The sequence below is a fragment of the Streptomyces sp. TE5632 genome (assembly GCF_054061295.1).
Genome location: NZ_JBSSEA010000004.1, coordinates 1 through 18,204 on the forward strand (window position 1 = coordinate 1; position 18,204 = coordinate 18,204).

10 protein-coding genes are annotated in these 18,204 nt (G+C 67.5%); 7 read left to right on the forward strand and 3 right to left on the reverse strand.

What is annotated here, in order from left to right; translation table 11 throughout:
• Positions 1–639: 639 nt before the first annotated feature.
• The 3 genes from ACVW19_RS34055 to ACVW19_RS34065 form a co-directional block, all read right to left on the reverse strand.
• Positions 640–1,845, reverse strand: a complete 1,206-nt coding sequence (locus ACVW19_RS34055; RefSeq protein WP_457464922.1) for an RNA polymerase sigma factor — start codon at positions 1,843–1,845, stop codon at positions 640–642.
• The gene (locus ACVW19_RS34060) at positions 1,842–2,651 is read right to left on the reverse strand and encodes a hypothetical protein (RefSeq protein WP_457464923.1); all 810 of its coding nucleotides are present in this window, start codon (positions 2,649–2,651) and stop codon (positions 1,842–1,844) included. Before ACVW19_RS34060 ends, ACVW19_RS34055 begins: the two co-directional genes overlap by 4 nt.
• Positions 2,652–6,213: 3,562 nt before the next feature.
• Positions 6,214–6,357, reverse strand: a complete 144-nt coding sequence (locus ACVW19_RS34065; protein ID WP_457464924.1) for a hypothetical protein — start codon at positions 6,355–6,357, stop codon at positions 6,214–6,216.
• 1,285 nt (positions 6,358–7,642) lie between these two features.
• Between ACVW19_RS34065 and ACVW19_RS34070 the strand changes: the two genes are divergently transcribed.
• From ACVW19_RS34070 to ACVW19_RS34100, 7 genes are all read left to right on the forward strand, one after another.
• Entirely contained in the window at positions 7,643–9,037 is a 1,395-nt protein-coding gene (locus ACVW19_RS34070) for an AAA family ATPase (protein ID WP_457464926.1), read from the forward strand.
• Between the two features lie 137 nt (positions 9,038–9,174).
• The gene (locus tag ACVW19_RS34075) at positions 9,175–9,747 is read left to right on the forward strand and encodes an HNH endonuclease (RefSeq protein ID WP_457464928.1); all 573 of its coding nucleotides are present in this window, start codon (positions 9,175–9,177) and stop codon (positions 9,745–9,747) included.
• Positions 9,748–9,907: 160 nt separating this feature from the next.
• Positions 9,908–10,984 (forward strand): hypothetical protein, encoded by a 1,077-nt coding sequence (locus ACVW19_RS34080; RefSeq protein WP_457464929.1) that lies wholly within the window; start codon positions 9,908–9,910, stop codon positions 10,982–10,984.
• A 282-nt stretch (positions 10,985–11,266) separates the two neighbouring features.
• The gene (locus tag ACVW19_RS34085; RefSeq protein WP_457464931.1) at positions 11,267–11,842 is read left to right on the forward strand and encodes a hypothetical protein; all 576 of its coding nucleotides are present in this window, start codon (positions 11,267–11,269) and stop codon (positions 11,840–11,842) included.
• A 226-nt stretch (positions 11,843–12,068) separates the two neighbouring features.
• Positions 12,069–13,285 (forward strand): IS3 family transposase gene (locus tag ACVW19_RS34090; protein WP_457464819.1). Its coding sequence is split into 2 segments (ribosomal slippage): positions 12,069–12,384 and positions 12,384–13,285, totalling 1,218 coding nucleotides; the frame shifts between segments, so codons are not numbered across the junction.
• 40 nt (positions 13,286–13,325) lie between these two features.
• Complete coding sequence (locus tag ACVW19_RS34095; RefSeq protein ID WP_457464933.1) at positions 13,326–15,239, forward strand: DEAD/DEAH box helicase family protein; 1,914 nt, start codon at positions 13,326–13,328, stop codon at positions 15,237–15,239.
• Positions 15,229–17,958: a TerD family protein gene (locus ACVW19_RS34100; RefSeq protein WP_457464935.1), complete on the forward strand. Its 2,730-nt coding sequence runs from the start codon at positions 15,229–15,231 to the stop codon at positions 17,956–17,958. Before ACVW19_RS34095 ends, ACVW19_RS34100 begins: the two co-directional genes overlap by 11 nt.
• Positions 17,959–18,204: the final 246 nt, after the last annotated feature.

The window sequence follows — 18,204 nt, forward strand, 5'->3', positions numbered from 1 at the left end:
GGGGGGCATAAATGCCCCTAAAGGAATTTCTGACGAAATTCCAACGCCCCAGAATTCGCCTGGCGGCGAATTCGATTTGGTTTATGTCCGGCCGCTGACGCGGCCGTTGGTTATGCGTGTTAATTTGCCTGGCGGCAAATTAAGGGAGGTGAGTTTTGGGGGTTAAATTTGCCTGTCGGCAAATCAGTTGTAGTTATTCTCTGCCGCTGGCGCGGCTTTTTGTTTTTATGTCTTTGGCCGGCCGCTGGCGCGGCCATTGGCGGTGTGGAGGTGTGGGTGGTGATGTGTCGTCATGCCTGATGGCATGACGGGGTGTTGGTGCGGACGGGAGGGAGTGGTACTGGGGAGTGCGCGTTGGTCGTCTGGTGAGTCTGTGCGCCCTGTGTTTGTCGGGTGCGCGCCTGGCGGCGCTAGAGGTGTGCCCCAATCGGTCTGGGCTCGTGGTGGGGGACGGGGACGGTGTTGTCTTGTTCGGACCGTGTGCGAGGGGCTTGTTGACGGTGGGGTGTTGAGGTGGCCGTCTCCGTTGTCGGTGGGGTGTCGAGCGGGCCGGGGACTCCGGAGGGGGTGGGCATGCCGGTGCCCGGGAGCTGGGTGGGGCTTGGCTCCCGGGCACGGTGGTCTTCGGGGGGCGGTTGGTCAGTGGGTGAGGTGCGCGTGTGTGTATGGGGAGTGTTCGATCGCGGCTTGCATGCGGCGCCGGGCGGAGGGGTGAGGGGTGAGGGCGCGGGTGCAGCGGGGTGCCACGGCGTGGAGGGTGCGGGAGACGTCGGCGGGTTCTGGGTCGTGGGGGTGGTCGTCGACGTCCTGGGCGAGGTTCTTGAGGGCTCGGTGCTGGAGAAGTTTGAGTGCTCCTGGGCTTCTGTTCATGATGCGGGCGCTCTCGGCAACGGTGAGGCCTTGGAGGAAGCGAAGCACGATGCACTCGTACTGGTCGCTGTTGAGGCGGGTGAGGGCGCGCAGGAGGGGGTCGACGGGGAGATCGGTGGGTGGTTCCTCGGCGCTGGCGGCGAGGAGGATGTCGACTGCGTGGTCGTGGTGGGGCGGGGTGTGGTGATGCTGGTGGGAGACGAGGGCTCGGGCGGTGGCGATGAGCCGGGTCTCGGGGTCGGCGGCCGTGAGGTGGGGCAGCGCTTGGAGGAAGGTCTTGCTGGTGAGGTTCTCGGCGGTGGGGCCGGTGCCGGCGAGGAGGCTGATGTAGCGGTAGATGGAGTCGGCGTAGCAGTCGTAGAGGGTGTGGAGGGCCGGCTTGGAGATGGTCGGTGTGGGGGTGGCTAGGGGGCGGGGTGCGGTGGGGGGTGGTTCGGTGATGAGGTCGCGCAGGCGCCGGCGGGCGTGGCTGAGGTGGGCGCGGACGGTGCCGACCGTGATGTTGAGGGTGGCGGCGATCTCGTCGGTGGTCATGGCTTTCATGTAGCGGGATACGACGACGGCGCGCTGGGTGGGCGGCAGTTCCCGGATCGCTGTGAGGAGCGTGTTCTTGAGGACGATGGCGTCGGTGGGGTCGGGCTCGGCGCAGTGGAGCACGGTGTCTTCAGGGGTGGAGGTGGGGGTGCTGCGCTCCCAGAGGCGGGTCTGGGCGTAGGCGTTGCGGCGGACGGCGGTGGTCCCGTAGGCGGTGGGGTTGTTGATGGTGTCCCAGCGGGCGAGGACGTCGGTGTAGGCGTCCTGGACCGCGTCGAGGGCTTGTTCTCGGCTGGTGGTGTAGCGGCGGGCGTAGGCGAGGAAGCGGGCGTGGGTGGCGGTGTAGAAGTCGTCGAAGGTGGTGTACGACGGCGACCCGGGCGGGCCGGACTCCGGGGTGGTGGAGTCCGGCCCGGGGGCGGTTGACGAGTGTGCTGTCACAGCAGTTCACGGCCTATGGCAGTGTTCGGGGCGCGGCTGGGCTGGTGGTGTCCTTCGGTGGAGTTGGTGCCGGTCAGCTGCTGGGTGGCGAGGGCGAGGATCGCGACGAGGACGGCCGCGAGGGCGAGCTTCTCGCTGACGGTCCAGCGCTGCCAGAACCACGTCGGGTCGGTGTGGCCGATGCGGACGTGGCCGCGGTGGGCGAAGCGGTGGCCCAGCAGGCTGCAGAGGGTGGGGGCGGTGATGAGGACAGCCAGCATGACGAGTGCCGGCCCCAGGTGCAGCAGGTGGCTGCCGGCGATGATCCATCCGGCGGCCGCGGCTACGGCGTCCAGGGCGAGGCCCAGGCCGAGGAAGCCTCGGCGACGTGAGGGGCGCCACAGGGCCCAGGAGGGGTGGTTGCTCTCGAGGGCGTGACGGACGTCTTCGCACCGGCCGTTGACCCAGTCCTGGTCGGTGCACTCGATGAGAGTGTCGACGCCGTCGTGGGTCATCTTCACCCGGATCTTGCGGTCGGGGTGGGTCGCCTCGACCGTCAGGTTGGTCAGGACGACGTCGGTGCCGCCGGGAACGACTCGTGTGATCCTCTGGTCGTTCAGGAGGTCATCGAGGGTGCGGGCGCGGGCGCTGACGCAGGGGTTGTCGTCGGCACCGCGCTGGGCCCGGGGGATCGGATAGCGGGTGCTGATCCAGATCTCGTCGGGTCGGAACCGCTGGTTGACGCGGCGCAGGAGCTCGTCTGCGTTCTTGCGTGTGATCTTGTGCGGCCGTAGTTCGGGCTCGCTTGAGAAGGGCAGCTCTGTCATCACCGTGCTGTTCGTCCAGGACCGGCCTGCAGTTCCCCCGGGAACTGCAGGCCGGTCGCGTCTGTCGGAAGTCGGCAAGTCCCTCGCGCTCCGGCCAAGGTGTGCAGGGGTCGCCATGAAACAGCATGACTCCCCCGGCCCCCGCGCGTCCACCGATCTCGTGTTTAGGTTTCCGCTGCTGTTCCCCGTCGCCTCGTTCCGGCGTTGACTCTTCGTCAGGGAGGTTCGGAGCGGGCCGGTTTCAGGGGGGGGCGCCCAGTGGGGCGGAATGGTCACTTCCGGGAAGCGGCGCCCGGTAAGATGGTGTGCATATATGTGTTTCCGCCAGCGGGCTCGCCTCCCGTTCTCTCAAGTGTGTTCTAGAGATGGTTTCTTGACTGCCGTTCAAGTTTTTGCCGCAGGGGTGCAGTTCAGGTCCCGGGTTCCGCGGCGGATCCGGCTGATGGGCCGACGCATACGCGGATATCCCTCACAGGAAGATCATCTCTCTGAATAGCTTGACGGCATATCCTTTCGGCTTGCGTGACGGGACGATCCGTGCTCCTGGGCAGGGTGGAGAGAACGCATGTGGCAACGATCCCCCCTGAGGAAATCCATCCTGCCTCTCCCCTGCTGTGCTTTTTCTCCCGCTGTCTGGCAACCCGAAGCAGAGGAATCCGGCCGGGACGGCTGGGAGTGGAATGGAGAGGAACTCTGTTCTCTGCTCTGTATATGCGTCGCGCGCAGGAGAGGACCGGCTGGCTGCAGGAATGTTTTCCGGCATTCCTTGTCGATGCGCAGGGTTCTTCCCGCTCGTCCCTGGCAAGCGGTGAACTGGAGGACGGTTGGTCGCCGAGGCGCCAGCGATGCTGGCGCACGTCCACGTCCAGGGGCCTCTTCGTCTTTACTTCGGCAGCGGGCACGCACGCAGGAAGGGCGGCGGCTCTGTTGCCTCGGGGGGGGAGGTGCTACCCGGGCTTCGACGACGGTCCCGGTCTGCCCCTGGTGCTTTGGTGCCTGGCTACCTGCCGCCGGCACCTCCATCCGACGGCAGTGGTCAAGGCCAAGCACGACCGGGACGGGCCCACCGCGACCGCCCGGGTCCTCAGCGGTGCTCTTGGGAGTCCTTTTACCCCGGCCCTCCGCGGGCCTGCCCCTGAGCGGCGGCCAGAGACTCGGCCCCAAACACGGACTGCGGCCGCTCCCGGCCAAGACTGCAGCCAGCGTCCAGGCACACCGGAGCGCCTCACCCCCCAATAGGGACCGGCACGCGGCTGAGCTGTCCAAAGAAACCTCAAGGAAGTGCTTGCGCGTCCACTGTCCGCTACAGGAAGCCAGGCGAACATCCGTGCCGCTTCCTGTGACCTCAGCGAAAAGACCGCAGACAGAGAAGGGCGCCGGACGACCTGATGGGCCCCCGTCGCTCGAGCCTGGCGTCTTTCCAACGTGGACGTGAAGATCCGACTGGGACAGCACTGAGCTCCCCTGCGGCCAGCCACAACGCTGCAGGCCGCCAGCCGGACTGCTCAACGCGGACCTGCGGCGTTGAGCAGATCGGTGAAGACTGGGACGGTTTGTAGCAAGGCAGCTTCAGACGCTGTGGCATCCATACTCGGCAAGTCCTGCGACAGCGGCCGCTGCTCCGAGCAGTTTTACGGTGCCGCTCTCCTTGGCCAGCAATCCTCCTCAAGGACAGTCCCCCAGCAGTGACTTCTTCCGGACCAACGTGCTTGAGCCGGCCGCTCCCTGCGCGCTGTCCGGTCGGGGACTCTCGTCCCTGCTTCGCAGCAGGGGACGCTCTGGTACTTCGTCCCTTGGGAAGAGACTCGACCGCTCGAGCTGCTCAGGTCTCTGAGGCTGTCCAGGGCTTCTTAGCGGCAGCTGTGCGCATCGGTCCAGCAGATGAGCCGATCATGGGGCGCCTCCTACTTGCTGCGGAGGGTTACCTGACCTGCTTCTTTGCCGGACGCAGCGGTTGCCAGGACGGTCTGCCCCGATTGCGCTGAGGTGACGGCAGTGGGGAGGGAGCAAAAAGAAGCAGGCGGGAGCTCTCGCTCCCGCCTGGCCGGTCTGCTCCTCAGTCTCTTGGCCGGAGCGCGGAGACAGACCGTTCTCTTCCGACAGTGGTGGCTTGCACCACCGCGCGACCGGCACAGCCGGTCCATGTAGTAAGAGTGCCACGCTAGCGTCAGCGTTGAACACCATTAGCGAGTTCCTGGTTACGTATCACTCCTCTAGCGAGATTCAAAACAGCGTGCGGATCCCCGTCGGCCAACCACACAAGGCCGCTGTACAGCAGTGCTGATGCTGCTGCGATACGCCAGATGAGCTTCCCACCGCTCCTGTACAAGCCTCTGGTGCTTCCTCGACTGCGCCGCTGAGCGCCTGCGCACGCCCCTGCGCGAGCCTGGCTCCGTGTTGCGCTCACAGTGCTGGAGCGCTGGCGTGCTGGCAAGTTGTCCGAATGAGATTTCCAACTGCAGCCTTCACCAGCCGTGAAGGACAGGCTGGTCAGGCAAAGGGGACGTGCCGCGCTCCTCAGCACAGGCTGCGCCCGTAGCACTGGCCAGGGTCCTGGTGGATGCAAGCTGGCAGCATGACGCGCGCTGATCTCTGCGACAGTTGTGAGGTCTGGCAGGCGCAGGCTGCTGCCGTCTTCGGATCTTCCTGTCCGCAACACTGCTGGGCTGCCCGCATGGACAGCCCATGGTGGATTCTTTAGTCCCAGAGACTGTCGCCCAACAGGGGGGAGCACTCCAGAATATGCGCTCTGGGCTCTGCGGCCTGGTCGTGGGTGCTGCTGTGCGGGCTGAGTGCTCGTGCCGCATCCAGCACAGCCTTCAGCTGGCCAAAGCTTGCCCGCGGCTGGCTGGCCAAGCCAAAATGCCGGCTCGGTCTCACCTGGTGTTCGTGCGCGGTAGCCAGGACTCTCTTGTCTTGGGCAGAACTTCTGCCGCACCCGCTAGTGATCGCAGCAGGAGCAGGGATCGGGCCAAAGAAGTGTTCGGGAGCCGGTATGGATGCTTCGCCAAAGACAGGCACCCTGCAGGCACAGCAGTGCGGACAGGCTTCTGGCCCGACGGTTCGTTCACCCGTTGGGGCCTCCTCGTACTGATCGGATTCAAGCACTGGCCGGTGCAGCAGCCAGGGGGCGACTTCCGCGGGATCCTCTTGCATACGGGTTGGAGTGCCGCAGTCTGTCCTACCGCTCGGGAACAGGTCCGCTCGACAGACTGCCCAAGCGCCCGGCCTGGTGGAACCGCACAAGCTCTCTGAGATTTACGAATCCGTTTTCCAGTCCCACTGTCGCCTTCACTGAAACCGTGGCGGTTAACGATATTCTTACTGCTGAGGCTTTCTGAAAGGCTGGCGCATCTCGTTCAGAAATAGGAAGCAGATAGCGTGCGACGAAGCCTCTATTTCTCTATTTAGGTGTGACCCTATGCGTGCTCAGTCCTGTGAACCGTGGCTGTCCCCCTCGGCTGACCTCACCCGCGTTCACGGCTCCACGGTGAAGCGGTAGCACCGTCACCGCGGCATGTTGCGCCACCGGGGTTGACGGACGTCCGCGCCGCCGGCGCGATCACCCTGCTGTTTCAGCCCCTCCACCGAACGCCTCTGCCATCCCGCACCCAAGCACCTCATGTTCGGCGGCAAGCACGCCCGTCTTGCCCTGGGCCGACAGGCTGTCCTGCTGCTCCCATTGCTGGCCGAGCTTCTGCGGCATCTCGCCTGGACAACGTCAACTGCGGCGCCGGCTCTCGCCGGTCCCCATGGCTGTTCCCGGACGTGGTCCCCGCAAGGCCGATCTCCACGCACGGCACGCCCCAGAAACCTCAACCGGGACGGCCCTCCGGCGAGCGCCGCGCGCAACGCGGCGCTCGCCGCCCTTGCCGCTCCCCGCCCCAGCCCGATCCACCGCGGACGTGACTGGCATGCCTCCATCCCGCACTCCGTTGGGCCCCCTGCGCCCGGCGGGGGCTGGGCCGAGTTCCTTACTGCCCGAGCCGAGAGCCAGCCGCTGAAGCCAGGGTGACCCGCTGCTGAGGCCTCGTGATCCGTCCCGGAGTCGAGACCGCGGACGGCTGATGAGGTCTTCGAATGTCAACTTCTTCATCTTGCGGCCCTCGAAGTTCGGGGCCGAGCGTCCAGGCTGGATTCCCAGCTCAGCCGCTTGGTGTCACGTCCTCGGAGCGGAACTTCAGGAAGATCACAAGCGGGAACGTGCTTTCGCAGACGGTGGTCGACGGATCAGTACTGCGAGGACGCCACCCTCACCCGGGCCAGGCAGATGGCATGGAGCGCACGCGCTACGACCTGCGCAGACGCCTTGACGGAATCCGCCATGATCTTCGGTGAGGTCTATCGCGAGGTGCGAATGGAAGTTCCGTGCGGTGGGGCAGGGGTACGCAACGGGCTTGCGCGGCACCGCTCTAGACTCCGAACAACCGGACCAACCTCCCTTGCGGGAAGCTTGGTTCGTACGAACCGGGCCCTCTCGGCCTAGCCAGCAAGCATTCGGCCGAGAGAGCCCGCCGGAACCACCCTTATCCATCGAGTCGGACAGAAGGGTTCCCATGAGCGAGTCTAGGGAAGGCCGCGAGCCTGTGTGTCACCCGCCTCCGAGACGGTGGCTGCGCCTTTTGGTGAGCGTCGCTCGCAAACTCGGCGACGGTGCTCTTCGTGGCATCGGATATGCAACCGGGACGACGGGCTTCGGTCTGGTGGTCGTCTGGTGGCAGAGCCGCCACTGATCTCGGGGCATCGCCGCGGGTCCGGGGTGTCGGGCCAGGACCACTGCGTCCTGGCCCGATGCCTGTTGGGACGGCAGCGTCAGTTGGCCTGGCCTACGGGTGCGTTTCGTGAGTTCGCAGCAGGAGAAGACGCTGCATGGAACGCTTCCCGACTGTGCGATGTGTGCCTCGTGAGATGGTGAGGCCATCAGGCGCCTGCCGTACACAGGGTGCAGGCGTGCGGCAAGCTGTCGCGATGACAGGGACGGCGGAGCGCGGGTGTACGTCACACGGGTCCACATCACGGATATCAAGGGCTTCAGCGGAAACCGCACTGTGGACCTTCAGTTGCCGGGGACCGGGGGCTGGACCGTACTCGCCGGGCGCAACGGCTCCGGCAAGTCCAGCGTTCTGCAGGTCATGGCCCTGGCCCTGGCAGGCCCGGACGCAGCGTTGCGACTGAACGTGGACTTCACAGGGTGGATCACCCGGGGTGCCGAGACCGGACGCGCCGCGGTGAGCGTCCTCCCTCACCCTGAGGTTGACCCCTTCACCGAGACCGCTCCGAGCACTGCCGCGGCGCCAGGCGAGCAGATCCGGCTGGAACTGGCCTGGCGTGCTGCCCACGTGCCGGGGATGGAGGACGACTGGCCCCGTCGGCCGCACGTCACGATGGACTCCTGGAGCGACCCTGCCTCCGCCCCCACCGCAATGAGCGGTCCGTGGTCTCCCGTCATGCCGGGCTGGTTCTGTGCCGGATACGGGCCGTTCCGACGGCTGACAGGGCCCATGCGTCGCACATACAACAGCAGAATGCCCATTCCAGCACCTCTGGCCACGCTCTTTCATGAGGATGCGGCCTTGACCGAGAGCGTGTCGTGGATGGTCGATCTCCACCATCGCTCGCTCCAGGAGTTCAGCACCGCTCAGCGAAGCGAGTCCGTCCCGGAGATGCCCGCCACGCTGTTGCTCCACACCGTGATGGGTTTGCTGGGCGACGGACTCCTGCCCGACCAGTACCGGCTCAACGGAGTCTCCGTGGATGGCCTGTTGGTGAGCCTGCGCGACAGTGATGAGAGTTTCCCGCTGCGTGAGATGAGTGACGGCTTCCGCACCGTAGCCGCCCTCGTGCTGGACATCGCTCGGCAGATCCATGCCGCCTACGGGCATCTGGAGACCGAACGGACCAGCAGCGGTCACCTCGCCATCCTCCAGCCCGGCGTCGTCCTCATCGACGAAGTGGACGCACACCTTCACGTGACATGGCAGCGCCGGATCGGTGCTTGGCTCTGCGAGCACTTCCCCAACATCCAGTTCATCGTGACCACTCACAGCCCCTACGTCTGCCAGGCCGCCGACGAAGGTGCTCTGATCCGTCTTCCCGGCCCGGACACGGATGAGCCGCCTGCTGTGGTGGGTCAAGACCTCTACCGCCGGGTAGTTTTCGGCAGTGCCGACGACGCGGTGCTCTCGGAACTGTTCGGCCTGGACACGCCCTACTCCGGGCGCGCCGAACGGCACCGTCGGCGGCTGGTCGCGTTGGAACGCAAGGTGTACGCCGGCACCGCCACCCCGCAAGAGGTGAACGAGTACCAGGAGCTGAGCCGGCTGCTGACCAGCTCGGTGCAGAGCCGGATCGCCGAAGTCGCAGCACGGCTGGAGCAGGAACCGTGATCCCCCTGCAACGTCATCCTGCTCCCGTGGACACCCAGAACCTCCTGCGGAGATGGACCGGCAGGGTCCAATCTGCAGGAGCAACCACTGAAGCAGCGCGTGCGGAATGGACAGCGGCCAAGGCCCCCAGAAGGCACGTGAAGACGCTGTTGGAGTCGATGGCGCACGGGGCGGTGCGGTGCATGTACTGCGATGACAGCCGCGGCACCGACATCGACCACTTCCAGCCCCTGGCCATGGCTCCCCTGCGCGTCTTCGTATGGGACAACCACCTGCTGGCCTGCTCGTTCTGCAACAGCAACGCCAAGCGGGACGAGTACCCCGTAGATCCTGAGGGCGTATGCCTCTTGGTCGACCCGACCACCGAGGATCCCGCCGATCACCTGTTCCTGATGCTGCGCAGCGGCGAGTACGGCTACCACACCGACAAGGGAGAACACACCATCCGCGTCTTCGGCCTCAACCGTCCTGATCTCGTCATGGGCCGCAAGGACGCCTTCTTCCTCGCCTGCTCGGCCCTGCGGGACTGGCACAGGCTGCGGGAGGAGGGCGACCCGGAAGCCGACCGGGTGGCGCAGGCACTGCGCGACTCCCCCTTCGTCGACGTCGTGCACTCCATAACCCGGCTCGCGCCTGGTCTCGCCGCCACCGTGGTCGGCGAGCGCACCGTTCCCGCCGTCGGCCATTGGCGCAGCGTGTACGGAGGTTGAGGGTCCCTACGCCGGATGGAGGCGGACGGCGCTCAGCGGTGTGGGCAGGTTCCGGACATCGTGCGGGGTCGTGCCTCCTGACGCCGTCGCGCGAGGAGGTCCTCGGCGATCGGGCTGATCCCGTCGGCAACAACTGGGGGCGAGCAGGTGACAATGAGGCGTGGCACGTATCGTCTTTCCTACGCCGCCGGTCGACAGTGAGCAGACCCGCAGCTTTCGCACTCACGCCTCCTACATCCGTGCGTTCCGTGAACTTGCGCTCGGAGAGAGCACGTTGCCGCTGGAGGACGCTGTCGCCGGCCTTCATGCGTCTGCGACGCCGCTCCTTTTCAGGTCTGACGGACCGCCGCGCTCCTGTGACCGGGACCAGTTGCTGGCGTGCCTGCGCCGTGCGTGGGCGACCGCCCGGCTGCTTGAGCACACGCACGCGCTGGCCGAGGACTCGGAGATCATCCGGCTCGCCAACAGTTGGGGGGCCGTCCAGACCTACTACGTCCTCTACGGGGCGGCGCAGGCTCTCATGGTCGCCGAGGGCGGCACCCGTCCGCAGTCGCACGAGCCCACGAAGCGGCGGTACGTCGATCTGTGGACCTCGCGCAGTCTGCAGATCGCGCCGTGGACTGTGGCCGCGACGTCCCCGGGGGACCGGCTCGCCGACAGGGACGGCATCCTGGGCGGTCCCGGCCGCGCGCTGGACTTCGACCTGCATCCGTGGGTGGCATGGCAGGGCGAGCAGGCGTGGGACATCGCGGCCAAGGCCTTGCGCTCCACCCGCCAGCTGCTCGTAGACGACCGTCTCGCCAAGAAGCGGCGTGACAAGCTCGCTGCCAAGAAGAAGCAGTGGCGCCTCGACCAGGAGGTCCGCACGGCATCGGGCCGCAAGCCTGCGGCGGAGCCGAGGACGGTCAGGCTCACGACAGCGGAGCGGGAGGCTGCGACCGACGCGGTCCGCCCGGCGACCATGGCGGACTATCTGTACCGGCTGCGGGTCAAGGCCAACTATGAGGACGTCACCGTCTTCTCCGATGGTCCGTCCTCGGATCGCGAGGCTACTGAGGTGGGGGCGGACCTCGTCGCCCTGGCTTCTGCGACGCTGCTTGTCCACGAGCTGCGCATCGCCGCAATCATTGGCTCGGACGATCTGGTCAAGGCTATGGACGCGGTTCTTCTGCACGCATCCGGGGAATCGACCGGTGGCTTGGGGCACCGGCGGGATCTGCATGCCCGGCTCTCCTGAGCAGCTGTGCCTCGCTGCTCCCCGCCCCGGGCATAGGGCTGGAGCCAGCGATGCGGCGTGCCCCAGCAGGCAGCAGGCGGGAGGGCAGCAGTGTCGGGTATGCGACAGTACCGGCTCCCCGAGGGCATCGGCCGTCGGGCTGGCAAGTCGGGTAGATCGGCAGTGCGTTGATGTGCGGGCTGCGACAATGAACAGCTGCTGTTGCGGGGCAGGGGGCGGCTGGCGCAGGAGTGATCTGCCCAGCTCGGGAAGGCGGGGTGTGTGAGGGCGTGGTTTGAGCGCATGGCGTCGATTCCCGGGATGACGTTCGGCGGGAGTCCCGGTGTTGTCCGTGGCAGGCTGCCCGAAGCGGGGGTGCGCCCGGATGAGTCGTTCGGCAGTGCGATGTGGCCCATTCCCGAGGGACACACGTCTGCGACGCCGGCCAGTCGGCACGTACCGCACGACGTACACGGCGAGGAGCTGATCGCTCGAGTATGGGAGGCCCTGGAGCTTCCGGGTTCGGCGATGGACTACCACTTCGTCTTGCAGAGCGCAGTCGAGAGGCTGTGGAGCACACGCCGTGCACAACCTGCGGCACTGGCACTGCTCGAAGTGTTCACCCTCTTGGATCTGGAGCTGATGGAGGCTGCGCCCGAGGCCGTGTCGTTCGAGGACATGGGGGCGGGAAAGTTTGTGCGGGTGACGTCCGTGCCCCGGCTGATCGGCCTGCTGGAGCGCGAGGGCGCATTCGTCGAGGCGCTCGCGGTGGCGAGGCGACTGGTCCGCTTCGGTCAGGGCGAGGACGCAGTGGCCCGGCTGTCGGAGAAGACCGGTGCGCTGGCGGCCGAGGCTGCGACCGCGGGCGGGGCACGGTGAGCGTTGGGCTGGAGCAGCTCGTGCCTGCCGCTTCCTACCTGGAGGAGGCATTCTTGCGGTGGGTTCTCACCCCTGCCGCGGATGCGGCCATCGTGCAGCGGGTGCACAGCCAGTACCCGGTCACCGTGCAGGAGCGCACCTACCGGCTGGACTACCGGGGCTTTCCCCCTGAGCGTGGACACCTTGGACACTGGACCTTGAGGGTCCAGAGGAAGAGATGTCACAGATGGTGATGAAGGTGTACTCGGCGGAGTTCAAGGCGGACGCTGTCGCGCTGTACCTGTCGGACCCGAAGAACACGTTCGAGGGCGTCGGCAAGGATCTGGGGATCAGCCGGGAGACGCTGCGGAACTGGGTACGGGCCGCGCGGGCCCGGCAGGGCCGCGCGGCGGGGGCCGGCGGCTCGCCGCGGACGGCACAGGCTGCCGAGGTAGCCTCCGACGATGTGCTGAAGGAAGAGAACAAGCAGCTCAGGGCCCGGATCAGGGAGCTGGAGACGGAGCGGGAGATCCTGCGGAGGGCCGCGAAGTATTTCGCCGGCGAGACCAACTGGTGAGCCGTTTCCAGTTCGTCGAGGATCATCGCGGCGCGTTCGGCGTCAAGCGGCTGTGCCGGGTTCTGGAGGTCTCCCGGTCCGGGTTCTACCGGTGGCTGAAGGGCGCCCCGGCCCGCATCGAGCGGGCGCGGTCCGATGCCCGGCTGGCGAGGCGGATCCGGGAGATCCACAAGGAGTCCGACGGCACGTACGGGATCCCGCGCGTCACGGCCGAGCTGAAGGCCGCCGGGATAGACGTCAACCACAAGCGCGTCGAGCGGGTGATGCGCCGGATCGGCGTCCAGGGCGTGCACCTGCGCAAGAAGGTCCGCACCACGGTGCCCGAGCCGGAAGCATCCCCGGTGCCGGACCTGCTGCAACGCAACTTCACCGCGAGCGAGCCGAACACCAAATACGTCGGTGACATCACGTATCTCCCCATCGGGGACGGTCAATTCCTCTATCTCGCAACGGTGTTGGACCTGCATTCCAGACGGCTCGTGGGCTGGTCGATCGCCGACCACATGCGCACCGGGCTGGTCACCGACGCCCTCGAAGCCGCCGCCCGCACCCGTGGCGGCAGCCTTCACGGGGCGATCTTCCACAGCGACAACGGGGCGCAGTACGCGTCGAAGGAGTTCGCGAAGGTGTGCCGTCGGCTCGGCGTGACCCGCTCGCGCGGCGCGGTCGGCACCAGCGCCGACAACGCCGCCGCAGAGAGCTTCAACGCAACCTTGAAAAGGGAGACCTTGCAGGGAAAGAAACGCTGGTCAGGGGCACGGGAGGCCCGTCTCGCGGTGTTCCGGTGGGTCACCCGCTACAACACCAGACGCAGGCACTCAGGGCTCGGCTACATCAGCCCGATCGCCTTTGAACAGCGATCAGTTACGCTGGCCGCTGCCGCATAGCAAACGGTGTCCACGCTTCAGGGGAAGCCCCCACCTGATCGTGGGCCAGACGCTGCAGCTGGCCGTCGAGCTGGACGGCTTCGCGTTCCACAGCGATCGGGCAGCATTCACCTACGACCGGCTGCGGCAGAACGACCTGGCCGCCACCGGCCTGACGGTGCTGCGGTTCTCCTACGATGCGGTGCGCACGGACACGGCGCGCTGCGTGGCCCAGCTGCAGGCGATGCTGCGGCGCGATCCGGAGCTCGCCGCGCTGGTGACAGCGGTGCCGATCGTCGAGGTTCCGGACATGGCCGGCAACCCGATGCGTGCCGCCGGCCCGCCCCGCGGCACGGGGCCCGTCGGGCCGGCACCGGAGAGCGCCTACTTCGACGAGGTGCGGGACCGGGTCGACCGGGGGCCACTGCGGTCCTGCCAGGACGAGGCGCTGGCCGCGCTGGCGAACTACTACGCCGGTGGCGGCCGGCATGCGGCCACGGTGATGGCGGTCGGGGCCGGCAAGACGGCCCTGGGCGTGGCGGCGGCGCTGTCGTTCACCAGGCGGCGGGCGCTGGTGGTGACTCCGGGGTCGGTGATCCGCGGCACCTTCGCGTCGGCACTTGATGCGGGGGCGCCGGGCAATGTGCTGTACGGGCTGGCGGGCGGGCCGATACTGCCCGGCACCCGCCCGCCAGCAACGCTGGTGCTGGATGCAGACGAGGAGCAGATCAGCCGGGTCGGCCGCGAGCGGCTGCTGGCCGCGGACATCGTGGTCACGAACTTCCACGCACTGGGCACGGAGGACAAGAGCGGGGACCTGCTGGCGAAGCTGGAGTCGGAGGACGTCGACTTCATCGTGGTCGACGAGGCGCACATCGCGGCCAGCGATTCCTACCAGCGGCTGTTCGCACATTTCCCGCAGGCGCGCACGCTGTTGATGTCGGCATGCTTCACACGACTGGACGGCAGACCGATCGACGCAGACGTCGTCTATCGCTACCGGCTGGTGGACTCCGTCGCGGACGGCTCCGCGAAGAACCTGCGGGTGCACCGGTTCGCTCCCGAGACGGCGTCGACGGTGTATGAGGCGGTGTGGCCGGATGGGCGGCGCGAGCAGGTCGTGGGCCGTGATGCCCTGCTGCGTGTGCTGGGGGACGAGCGGAAGCTGGCGCGGATCACCGCGCAGTCCGAGGCGCCGATCCGGCAGGTGATGGCGGTGACGCGGGCGTGTCTGGATGCGCAGGCCAAGCTGCTGGCCCCGGTCAGGCCGCGGGTGCTGTTCGCGGCGATGGGCCAGGCCCACGCCGAGCAGATCGCGCGGATCGCTGAGGAGCACGGCATCGCCTGCGCCACGCTGCACCACAGCATGCCGGCCTCGGCGATCGCCGCGACACGGCGCCGGTTCGAGTCGGAGGCGGGGGACCTTGAGGGCATCGTGCAATTGCGGATGCTCGGCCAGGGCTACGACTTCCCTCCCATCACCGTCGTCGTACCGTTGCGGCCGTACGGCAGCTTCGGCGAGTTCTACCAGTTCGTCGGCCGCGGCGTCCGCGTCCTGCGCCACCCCCATCTCGCCCCTGACCAGCAGTACCTGGACATGGTCTGCCACACAGAGCTCGGCCTGGAGGAGCATTTGAAGGCTCTGTGTGCGGACAACGACATGGACCCCGCGGTCCTGCTCGAGGCTCCGCTGATCGACGCCAGCATGCTGGAGAGCGTTCTCGACGGCCGTGACGGTGCCCCGGACGGGACCGGCCCGGCGGGTGAGGGCGGGATGGACGCGTTCGTGCTGTACGAGCGGGGCCGGGTCGAGGAGCGTGTGATCCACGGCGTGGACCGGGTGGAGGCACGGCGGGCGGAGCGGGAGCGGCAGCTGCTGGCCCAGCGCTACGCCGTCTACGCACAGAGCACCCCCTCCCCGGTCCCGTTCGAGCAGTTCGTCGACTACATGCGGAGGCTGACCGGTGGCACGTGACTCGTCGTACTGGTGGCATCCGGCCACCCAGGCCGACCCCGGAGAAGCCCTCCGCCTGGAGGCGGCGGCCGGACAGCATCAACGGTTCGCTGAGCTCGACGCACTGGCGGCCAGACTGCTTGGCGCTGCCCTGGCCGGACAGCCGGTGGCCACCATCACCCCCGGCCGAGGACGCCACACCCCTGACACCGCCGAGGTGACGGCCCTCACCCAAGCAGAAGCAGCCCTGTGTGCCAGCTTCTTCAGCGTCCAGGAGCAGCAGAAGCGCGGCGCGTGGTACCTGCCGACGAAGCTGTCCGTGAAGGCGGGGGCGGTCAATCTGCCGTATCTGCTGCGTGAGCACCCCGGCCATGCTCTGACACTGGCCGCCGAGGAGACCGCCCGGCTCACCGCCGTGAAGGGCGCGGACACCATCCTGCTGTGGGCGCTGCTGGTGCCGTTGTTCGAGACACTGCTTCAGCCCGTCCGGCTACGAGCGGCGGGAGACATCTTCCCGCCCACGCATCAGCAGCGGTTCTGGACGGTGATCGAAGAGCGCTACCGGCTCCTGGGCATCGAGGACGGTGCACTGGAGGCTTTCCGCTTCGGCGGCGGCTGGCACACGCTGGACCGTGCGGGACAGCAGCAGGCCCGGCTGGAGCTGCTGGATATCCTCGCCGCTGCCGACCTCGCGGAGCTTGTCGCTCGTCACCGCATCCAGCGGCTCCAGGCCTTGATGGCCGGCTTCGCCAAGAAGGCCAAGGCCGGCACGGCCCTGGCGCGCCGGGTGCTCACCAAAGAACTGCAGCCGGTCGTCTCCGCGTACTTCGGGGGCGACTGGCTGGCCGCTTTGGACTATCTCCAGGTTCCCGCCCACCCGGACGAGGAGATCATCACTGCTCTTCCCGAGCCCCGTCTGTATGTGGGCACGTCCGCCCAGGCAGCCGGCGTGGCTGCCGAGGCGGGCATCGCGGAAACCGAGGTTCAGGCCATGCTGGCCGCCTTCCTCGGCGGGGGCAGTTCGGTGTCCCCGGTGGAGGAGCGGACTGCTGCACTGCGTAGCTGGTGGGCGGGTTTCGACCAGGCGCACGCCGTCCAGTCGCCGGGGATGCCGTCCTTGTGGGGCCTGGTCGACCAGGAACTGATGATCCTGTCCCGTACAGAGCAGGGTTTCACCCCTCAGCTGTACCAGCAGTGTCTGCCCGTCGACGTCCTCGAGGAGGTCGGGCGGCTGTGGGCCACAGTGACGCTGCAGCGGTATCCCGGCCGTATCGTCAGCAATCCGCGGCCGCACCAGATCATGGCCGATGCGCTGGGTCCGGCGGGCGAGTTCTGGCACGGGGTGGGTCTGACCGCCTGGTTCGTGTGCGAAGGGCCGTACTCCCGCACCACCCTGGGCCGCGCCGACCGCTACTACAGCAAGTCTTTGGCAGCCCTGCGCGCGGCGAGCTGCCCCGTCGACACGTCCTTCTTCCGTGAGCTGGATGCTGCGGAACAGATGCTGGGTCCGGAGGAGGACATCACCGACAGCACAAGCAGTGCGGTCGAGACTCCGTACGGTCAGGTGATCTTCACCTCTGGCATGGGCCGCCGCACGCGCCGCAAGGGCTTCGAAGGAGTGCGGGACCTCATCACCCGGTACCGGCGTGCCTGGGCCGAACAGCACCTCGAGACCTACCTGCAGCACCGGTGGCGCTCCGAGCTGGAGAACGTCGCGCACCAGCTCCACCGGCACGTCGCTGCCAAAGGGAAGCCGCCCACACTCATCCAGTTCTCCCGGTTCGCCACGGAAGCCGCCAACCACTGGACCGGCGGCGACCTGGGGGCGCTGTACACGGCCATCGGCGAGCCGGCACCGTCCGAGCAGGAGCGGCCTGCTCGTCTGGTGACAGGTGACGGCTATGACGTGGCCCGGTGGGTGTATCAGGCGCTGGGGGGTAAGCCTGTCGACCACAACACGTGGTTGAACAGGCCGGAGGAGACCCAGCGGCAGTGGCAGCTTGGCCGCCTGGCCACCGAAAGCCTGCGCTACCTGCAACTGCAGGAAGCCCTCGGACAGCCCCCGACGGCCAAGCAGTTCGGGACCCAGCGTCTACCCTGGCCCTGGCCCGGCGGGGAAGCAGAAGGCTGGCCTCATCTCCAGCAGGCTCTCGCTGCGCTCACCGGCATCAGCCCTCCACCGGGCCGGAGCCCCTCCCCCGCTGTCAGCTCGACCGCGATGGTCCGCCCTCGGGACGGCGGACAGCAGATGCTGGCCAAGGGAGCCAATGCGCCCCTGGCAACCGAAGAGGCCACCATCCGCATCACTGCCTCCGGCGTGCCCGTGGACGTGTCCGCGGTACTCCTCACCAGCAGCGGCAGAGTTCGCAGTGATGACGACCTGGTCTTCTACAACCACCCCTTCCAGGATGGGGTCCGCGTCAACGGCGGCGCCGCCACTGCCGAGCTGAGCATCATCCCGGAGAGCGTCGGCAGCATCGCCATCGTCGTCAGCGTCGATTCCGAGGGCCCGCCCGGCGCAGTCTTCGGCCAGGACACCGTGTGGGAAGCACAAATCACCCAGCCTTCCGGCACCCGGCTGTCCTTCGTGCCGCCCGCGTTCACCGGGCGGGAGACGGTGGCCGTCGCGGTGGAGCTCTACCGCCGTACGGGCGGTTGGAGGGCCCGCGCGGTCGGACAGGGTTACGACAGCGGGCTGGCGGGTCTGGCCACCGACTACGGGATCGACGTGGAGGCCTGACGCACAGCCGATGGCATACCGCTTCCTCGCCGGGATGATGGCGCGCCGCAGAAAGGCCGAGGCAGGACGCATGCACCTCGCCGCAGCCTTCGGAGAAGGGGCCGCGCTTTCGAAGCGGATCAGCTGGTCGCGACGCAGACCGGGTGGCGGGCACGGACGGGCGTGCCCGGTGACTCTCGAACCACGACCCCGAGTGCATTGGGTGTTTCGAAGGGACCCTAGCGGTCTGACGTCTACGAACCAGAG

What these genes read in the sequence shown, in the direction of transcription:
- ACVW19_RS34060 (WP_457464923.1), bottom strand. Translation starts at nt 2,651, where the DNA reads ATGACAGAGCTGCCCTTCTCAAGCGAGCCCGAACTACGGCCGCACAAG.
- ACVW19_RS34065 (WP_457464924.1), bottom strand. Translation starts at nt 6,357, where the DNA reads ATGCCGCAGAAGCTCGGCCAGCAATGGGAGCAGCAGGACAGCCTGTCG.
- ACVW19_RS34085 (WP_457464931.1), top strand. Translation starts at nt 11,267, where the DNA reads ATGGCGTCGATTCCCGGGATGACGTTCGGCGGGAGTCCCGGTGTTGTC.